Raw genomic sequence first — 7,793 nt, forward strand, 5'->3', positions numbered from 1 at the left:
CTCATGCATGATCTGGCGAAACGCGTCACAGGCTCCTTGGCTGGCCTCCGTGTCCCTGCCGTCGCAACCGTCATCGCCGCGCCCTACTCCGCGACGCCGATGTCCGAGTCCGGCGCCGACGTTGTAAAGGAGGAACTGCCTGGCAACGGCGGCACGACCAGGCGCTTCGGGTCAATAGCAGGAGCCAGGGAACCGCTGCCCTGGCTGACCAAGACTCGCGACAAGCGCTCCCTCTGCGCATTGCGGAGGAGGGCTGCCAAGCTGAAAAGGGCGACGTGGCACTGACGACGCCGGTGCCGCGGGTGACCTCGACACCCGGCGTCATCCATTGGCTTGGCCAAATACGCGGCGGGTGGAGAAGGCTCTGACCCTAACGGTCGATGCGGTAATCCTCGACTTCAAGGATGCCGTCGCACTCTCTGCTAAATTTGCGGTGCCAGATACCGTGGAGGTTGCGCTCGACTGGCCTCGATGCGGGCGCTGCCATGTCCGCGTGAACGCCTTTGCCACGTCCTGCGCTTGTCTTGATGAAAGTTCGTTCTCATTCTGAGAGGGAGAAGAAACGTGACAATGGATCGACGCACGCTGCTGCAGGCGGGCACCGCAAGTGCATTGCCCCTCATTGGGGTCCGCGCGCAAGCTGCCAAGCCTGTCCGAATCGGTGTGCTGACGGACATGTCCGGACCTTATCGGGACCTCAACGGCCCGGTCACTGTGTCTTGTGCCCGACAGGCGGTGCAGGAGTTCGGACCTCGCGGTTTCGAAACCGAGATCGTAGTGGCCGATCACCAGAACCGCCCCGATGTCGCGCTGAACATCGCGCGCCAGTGGTTTGACCGCGATGGTGTGGACATGGTGCTAAGCCTTGCCGCCTCCTCCGTGGCATTGGCGGTAGCCGAATTGGCGCGGGAGAAGAATAAAGTCGCCATCGCCACTTCGACCGCGACTTCGGACATGACTGGAAAGTCCTGCACGCCAAACACCATCCACTGGGTGTTCGACACCTACATGCTGGCGAAATCCACCGGCGCATCCACGGTGCGCGCCGGCGGCGACACTTGGTTTTTTATCACCGCCGACTACGCCTTCGGCCATTCGCTGGAGCGCGATACCGTCAGCTTCGTGCAGGCAGCCGGCGGCCGGGTGGTAGGCCAGGCGCGCACGCCATTCCCAGGGACGACAGACTTCTCCTCCTTCTTGCTGCAGGCTCAGGCGTCGCGCGCCAAGGTGATCGGGCTGGCGAATGCCGGCACGGATACGGTGAACTGTGTGAAGCAGGCGGCTGAGTTCGGCCTAACACGGCGCGGCGTGAAGCTGGCTTCCATGCTGATGTTCCTGCCCGACGTGCACGCTTTGGGGCTAGAGACGGCGCAAGGGCTGATCTGCACCGAGACCTTTTATTGGGATCTGAACGACCGCACGCGCGGTTTCGCGCGACGTGCTCGGGCCCTGGCCGGACCGGTGCCCCTCAGCATGAACCATGCTGGGGATTACTCAGCCACCTTACATTACCTGAAGGCCGTTGCCTCACTCGGCGTCCAGGCGGCAAAGGCGAGCGGCGCCGATACTGTGGCACGGATGAAGGCAATGCCAACGGAAGACGACGCCTTTGGCGCCGGCACCATCCGGGCTGATGGCCGCAAGCTTCACCCGTCTTACTTGTTCGAAGTGAAAAAGCCTGAGGAGAGCCGCGGGCCGTTCGATTACTATAAGTTGTTGCAGACCACACCGGCGGACGAAGCTTTCCGCCCCCTGATGGAAGGCAGCTGTCCGCTCATCCGGAGCTGAACACGGTGGATTAGGTTGAACTACATGATTGGTGCACCGGCTACGGAAGGGCGGCTGCGAGGCGCTACTCAGCTCACTGTGCCTCGTCGCTGATGCTCTTAATGGCAGCTTGCCCACCCAGCTTTTACGGTAGGCTTGGAGGCAGCTTCTAGGCACGGCCAGAGAATTTCATTTCCCGGTTCCCACCGCTGCTCCAGTCGTTATCCCCACAACCTATCTCCCCTGATTTGGACACCGCGCTTAGGTGCAGGTTTCCGGCCGGTTTCGGCGGTGACCTTGAGGGTGCAAGGCCGGAATGAGGGTCATTTCCTTCTCCGGAGAGCGGCATTGTCTCCGAACCTTGAGGGTAGCCCGATTTAACCCTCAAGCTTTAGCGCATTGAAATAATGCGATCTTTGGGCCGAGCGTCGGCCCCTCATTCAGCGTTTCGACCGCCTACCGGTCGACGCGGCGGACGAGATCAGCTTTCGTTCCCAAGCCCTTGCCTCTCGCGGAGCCCCGATAGACCATCCGGGTACATGCAGCGATATGATGCAGTCCTCGTGCCCGGGGGTAGTTTGCGACCGGACGGTGCCCTGCCCCCGTTTGTCCTGAACCGGCTCGAGGCTGCACAGGCCTGGGCCGGCGAGGCGCCGATTATCTTGCTCAGCGCATACACCATTCACCGCGCTCCGCCGCTCGACCCTGCGGGTTACCCGTTGCTGGAATCCGTCGCTGCCGCCCAGGCCCTACTCGCGCGCGGCGTGCCGGCAGCGCAGATCTGGGTGGAGACGGCGTCTCTCGACACGATCGGCAATGCCTATTTTGCGCGGGTAATCCATACCGACCCTGCCGGTCTGCGACGCCTGTTGGTGGTGAACTCGGAGTTCCACATGCCGCGGACCCGGATGATCTTCGACTGGATCTTTGGCCTTACGCCTACCGATCCAGCCTACACCCTGGACTACTATACCGTGCCGGATCAGGGCCTGACGGAAGCGGGCCTTGAGGCGAGGCGCGCGAAGGAGGCAGCAAGGATGGAGGACCTGCGCTGCACCACCCCGCGCATTATCAGCCTCGCCGCATTGCACCGCTGGCTCTTCACCGAGCACCGGGCCTATGCCGCCGGAACCGATCCTCGAAGTGACGCGCCCCCGGCCGCCGCGCTGGAGAGTTGACGGTCAAGACGCACCCGCATCGGACTTCCACCGCAAGTCGCACGATGTCCGGTGTGAAGGGCCAAGCGACCAAGTGGTCAGGGAAAGCAGGACGGCGGCTTCGCGCCCGCGGCGCGATCCCGAAACCTGTCGATGATTGGGCCCTGTCAGGCGCCGTCCCGGCCACGCTTGCAAATCCGAATACTCCAACTGGGCCCGAATTTCAAAAACGCGGCAGTTTTGGAGTTTCTCACAAGCAGCTGCTTACATTCGCAGAGCACGCCGAGGGCAGCAGAACCTGCGTCCAGCACCGCTATTCAGGGGGCCAGACCGCGTGTCGTTCACCGCTGGTCCACGGCCCAGTTCTCAGCCAGGTAGTAGGGTACGTTTGAGGTGGCGGCGAGCGGCTGCCCGAGGATGTGGTCGGCAGCCTTCTCGCCGATCATGATGGTCGGCGCATTCAGATTGCCGGTCGTGATGGACGGCATGACCGAGCTGTCGACCACCCGCAGGCCGCTGACTCCGATGACGCGCATCTCCGGATCGACCACTGCCATCGAATCCATTGGATTCCCCATTTTGCATGAGCAAGACGGGTGGTAAGCGCTCTCCACCTTCTCGCGAACAAAGGTGTCGATCTCCTCGTCCGTGTTGACATTGGATCCCGGCTGGAGCTCCCGGCCGCGATAGGGCTCGAAGGCCTCCTGCGCGAAGATCTCGCGGGTCAGCCGCAGGCAGGCGCGCATCTCAATCCAGTCGTCCGCATGACTCATGTAGTTGAACTGGATGCGGGGGTACTCCCGCGGATCCGGGGATTTGAGCCGCACAAAGCCGCGGCTCTTGGACCGCATCGGTCCCACATGAGCCTGGAACCCGTGCTCGGAGGCGAGGCCTCTACCATCATACGTAATGGCAAGCGGCAGGAAGTGGTACTGGATGTCCGGGTGTCGGACGCCAGCACGCGAACGGATGAACCCTCCGGTCTCGAAGTGATTTGTCGCCCCCAGCCCGTCTCGCCGGAGGAGCCAACGTGCGAGGATCGCGGCCTTGCCGACCGGCGTCTGCGACGAATAGAGGGTAACCGGCTGCGTACAAGCGACCTGAAAGTAGAACTCCAAGTGGTCCTGCAGGTTCTCCCCAACACCAGGCCGGTGGCTCACCACGTCGATGCCGAACGCGCTCAGCTCGCTTGCGGGGCCGATACCAGAGAGTTTTAACAGGTGCGGGGAGTTTATCGGTCCTCCGGACAGGATGACCTCCCGTCGGGCGTGCACCTGGCGCTCAATCCCGCCCTGCAGGTAGCGCACCCCGACCGTGCGAATGCCTTCGAACAGGAGGCGAGTCGCAAAGGCATGGGTTCGCACTTCCAGGTTCCCGCGCCGCATCGCCGGCTTGAGATACGCGTCGGCCGCCGACCAGCGCGCGCCGTCCTTGACGGTCATGTCCAGGCGGCCGAAGCCTTCCTGCTGCGCGCCGTTGATGTCATCCGTCGCGGGATACCCGGCCTCCTTCGCAGCCTCCACGAACGTCCGGTAGAGCGGGTTATGGAGGCGGCCGTAGCAGGTCGCCAGTGGGCCGGAGGCACCTCGCCAAGCATCTCCGCCCTCCTGGCGTGACTCGGCACGCTGGAAATATGGCAACACATGCCGATAGCCCCAGCCTGCTGCGCCTTCCTCCTCCCAGCGCTCAAAGTCGAGCGGGTTGCCGCGCACGTAGACGAGGCCATTGATTGACGAGGAGCCTCCGACGACTTTGCCGCGCGGACAGTGGAGACGCCGGCCAGCAAGATACGGCTCCGGCTCCGTTTCGTAGCGCCAGTTGTATTTGGGCATGTTCATCGGAATTGAGAGAGCCGCCGGCATCCTGATCAGCACCGAGCGGTCGGACCCGCCGAACTCCAGCACCAAGACAGTGTTGCGGCAGTCCGCGCTGAGGCGGTCGGCGAGTACGCAGCCGGCCGAGCCCGCGCCGATGATGATAAAGTCGAACGTCTCCGGGGTCGCTGACGCCATGGTATGCTCCCGCTGGTACGAGCCACAGGCGACCGGCGGTGCCCCGCCTGGCCATCCTAACCGGAACGGGGCAACCTAGTCAGCAGCGACGAGCCCGATGCGCGAGGCCGACCGGCACGCTGCAGCACCCGTAAGCGAGGAGGCCCGGTGATGAGCAAGCCTAGGTACCGCGACCACCTGCCGCAGTTGGATGCTGCCAGCGGCCTATTCCTCACGGACGGCGGCATCGAGACCACGCTGATTTTCCACGAAGGGCTAGACCTACCCTGCTTCGCCGCCTTCGACCTGTTGAAGGACGCGGACGGCCGGGCGGCGCTGGACCGCTACTTTTCACGTCACGCCGCGATAGCCCGCGCGAGGGGGGTGGGCTTCGTCCTAGAGAGCCCAACTTGGCGCGCCAACCCCGATTGGGGGTGGAAGGTCGGCTATTCCGACGCGGCACTCGCGGAGGCAAACCGCGCGGCGATTGCCCTGATGGAGACGGTGCGCGAAGCGCAGGAGACCGCGCGTTCGCGGATGGTGATCAGCGGCTGCGTCGGGCCGCGCGGCGACGGCTACGACCCCGGCGCGCTGATGCGCCCGGAGGAGGCGGAGGCCTACCACGCCTGGCAGATCGGGATCTTCGCCGGCACCGCGGCAGACATGGTGACCGCCATCACCATGACCAACGCAAACGAGGCGATCGGCATCACGCGCGCCGCTCGGGCGGCGGGGGTACTGGTGGCGATCTCCTTCACCGTGGAGACGGACGGGCGGCTGCCGACGGGTGAGACCCTGGGCGAGGCTATCGCCGCAGTGGACGCGGCCACCAGCGCCGCGCCGGCCTACTACATGATCAATTGCGCGCACCCGACGCACTTCGCGCACCTGCTTGTCGATGAGGGCGCGCCCTGGGCCGAGCGACTGCGCGGGCTTCGTGCCAACGCATCGAGGCGCAGCCACGCAGAGCTCGACCAGGCAACGGATCTCGACGACGGCGATCCGGTGGAGCTGGGAGCGCAGTACGCCGATCTGCGGCGGCGCCATCGGCAGCTGACCGTTCTCGGTGGGTGCTGCGGCACAGACCACCGACACATCGAGCGCATCTGCGAGGCCTGCATGCCCACGGCGTGAGCGCCGGACGATCGGTGACAAAGGACATTTGGAAGGAGAAGACGCTGGGCTGAATTCACCCAAATGCGGTCTTTGCGTCCGGGTCAAATGTTGGCCAACGACGGCCGAACCGCCTAATCGTTGTCGGTACTGGCTTCACGCGTTCAGCCACCTGACGACCGTCCCGCTGCTTTCGGTCAGAGCATGCCACTGAGCGCGACCCCAATGCGATCGCATTTACTCCGGCCGCTACGCTGGAGCGGACATCCACACGTGACGCCTTCTGCGGCCACTTTCCGGATTCAATCGCTGCATCACTATGAGTCCCGGCCCGCGGCCGTCGCGACTGAATCCAGCATAGCCGACGCGTGGCCGGCGTTCCTAAAAGGGGCTTGGCGCACCTCGCAGCCAGCAAGGTACTGAAAATCACGGGTGCACCAGGGTGCAGCGCAGCATCGAAGCCCACTGGCGTCGCGGCGCAAAAGGCGCGAGCCTTCCGGGAACAACTATCAGCAAGTCGGGGGGAAAATCCGGATGAAATCACGGCGTAACTTGATAGGCGCAGCCGGTGCGCTCTTCTGTGGCTGCGGCCTGTTGCGCTCGGCACATGCCCAAGGTGGGCGGCCGCAACGACAAGCGGTGTCGGTCGCTGGGCGGCGCGTGAGGACCATTGACGTCCACGCCCACTGCATCTTCCCCGAAGCCGCAGCGCTCCAGGGCATGACGCGCGAAAACATCTATGCCGGCCCACCCGGCGCCCGTGAGGCGCCGATCGACAGCGTCGAGCAGCGCTTCGCCGCGATGGACCGCCAGAAGGTGGACGTGGAGGTGCTCTCGGTGAACCCGCACTGGTACGGTGCACCGCGCGACGTTGCCGCTCAGGTGGTCAAGAAGACCAACGAGTCGATGGCGGAGCTCTGTGCCCGCTACCCCGACCGCTTCGCTGGCTTCGCAGGTCTGACAATGCAGGACCCCCAACTGGCGGTACAGGAAATGGAGGGGGCAATCCGCCGCCAAGGGCTGAAGGGTATCGCGGTTGGGGCGGAGGTCGGTGCCAAGGAACTGTCCGACCGCAGCTTTGATCCGGTATGGCAGAAGGCCGAAGAGTTGGGTGCAGTGGTGTTCGTCCACCCACAGAGCGTGCCACAACTGAACCAGCGGCTGGCCGGGAATGGCTATCTAACCAACGTCATCGGCAACCCACTCGGCACCACCATTGCGCTGGCGCATATGATCTTCGAGGGTGTGTTCGACCGAGCCCCAGGGCTGAAGGTGATAGCGGCGCATGGCGGCGGCTTTCTCGCACACTACGCCGACCGCTTCGATCATGGCTGCCGACTGAATCCAGCGGCATGCGATAGCTCGATCACGTTGAAGAAGAAGCCGACTGATTACCTGAAGCAGATTTGGTTCGACAGCCTCGTCTTCACTCCGGAAGCCGTTCGCCACCTGCAGGCGGTGGCCGGGCCGGACCAGATCGTCATGGGCAGCGATTGGCCTTACCCCTGGGTGTACGACCCGGTCGACCAGATCATGGCGTGCGACTCGTTGAGTGACGAGCAGAAGCGCCGTGTTCTGGGCGAGACGGCGGCGAAGCTACTTAACATCCCAGCCTAGTGTCCTGATTCCGTAATTCCTCCGATCTGCTGTGTTTGGAGGCAGAAGCGCTGGATGGCGGCGAGGATGTCATCTGCGGACTTGGTCCAGCGGAAAGGCTTTGGGTTGGCGTTGTGGGCGGTGATGAAGGCGCGGATGTCGGACTCGA

The 7,793-nt window shown here is 63.9% G+C and carries 6 protein-coding genes and 1 pseudogene; 5 read left to right on the forward strand and 2 right to left on the reverse strand.

What is annotated here, in order from left to right:
- The first annotated feature begins 3 nt into the window (after window positions 1–3).
- The 3 genes from E2C06_RS40910 to E2C06_RS27110 all read left to right on the forward strand — a co-directional run bounded on the left by E2C06_RS40910 (window position 4) and on the right by E2C06_RS27110 (window position 2,945).
- Window positions 4–285 carry a CoA transferase gene (locus tag E2C06_RS40910; protein WP_133291713.1) on the forward strand — a complete coding sequence of 94 codons (282 nt, stop codon included), beginning with the start codon at window positions 4–6 and terminating at the stop codon, window positions 283–285.
- 285 nt (window positions 286–570) lie between these two features.
- Window positions 571–1,788 carry an ABC transporter substrate-binding protein gene (locus E2C06_RS27105; protein ID WP_338324234.1) on the forward strand — a complete coding sequence of 406 codons (1,218 nt, stop codon included), beginning with the start codon at window positions 571–573 and terminating at the stop codon, window positions 1,786–1,788.
- 518 nt (window positions 1,789–2,306) lie between these two features.
- Entirely contained in the window at window positions 2,307–2,945 is a 639-nt protein-coding gene (locus E2C06_RS27110; protein ID WP_165982693.1) for a YdcF family protein, read from the forward strand.
- A gap of 320 nt (window positions 2,946–3,265) precedes the next feature.
- Here E2C06_RS27110 and betA read toward each other — a convergent pair whose 3' ends face one another.
- The gene (gene betA / locus E2C06_RS27115) at window positions 3,266–4,936 is read right to left on the reverse strand and encodes a choline dehydrogenase (protein WP_133291716.1); all 1,671 of its coding nucleotides are present in this window, start codon (window positions 4,934–4,936) and stop codon (window positions 3,266–3,268) included.
- Between the two features lie 150 nt (window positions 4,937–5,086).
- Here betA and E2C06_RS27120 point away from each other — a divergent pair, with 150 nt between their 5' ends.
- Both E2C06_RS27120 and E2C06_RS27125 read left to right on the forward strand, forming a co-directional pair.
- Window positions 5,087–6,049 carry a homocysteine S-methyltransferase family protein gene (locus E2C06_RS27120; RefSeq protein WP_133291717.1) on the forward strand — a complete coding sequence of 321 codons (963 nt, stop codon included), beginning with the start codon at window positions 5,087–5,089 and terminating at the stop codon, window positions 6,047–6,049.
- A 513-nt stretch (window positions 6,050–6,562) separates the two neighbouring features.
- The gene (locus E2C06_RS27125) at window positions 6,563–7,645 is read left to right on the forward strand and encodes an amidohydrolase family protein (RefSeq protein ID WP_133291718.1); all 1,083 of its coding nucleotides are present in this window, start codon (window positions 6,563–6,565) and stop codon (window positions 7,643–7,645) included.
- Here the strand turns inward: E2C06_RS27125 and E2C06_RS27130 are convergent.
- A pseudogene (locus tag E2C06_RS27130) lies at window positions 7,642–7,793 on the reverse strand (IS630 family transposase); the annotation flags it as partial. The gene E2C06_RS27125 and the pseudogene E2C06_RS27130 overlap by 4 nt on opposite strands.

This window comes from Dankookia rubra (assembly GCF_004355005.1).
GTDB classification, from domain to species: domain Bacteria; phylum Pseudomonadota; class Alphaproteobacteria; order Acetobacterales; family Acetobacteraceae; genus Paracraurococcus; species Paracraurococcus ruber_A.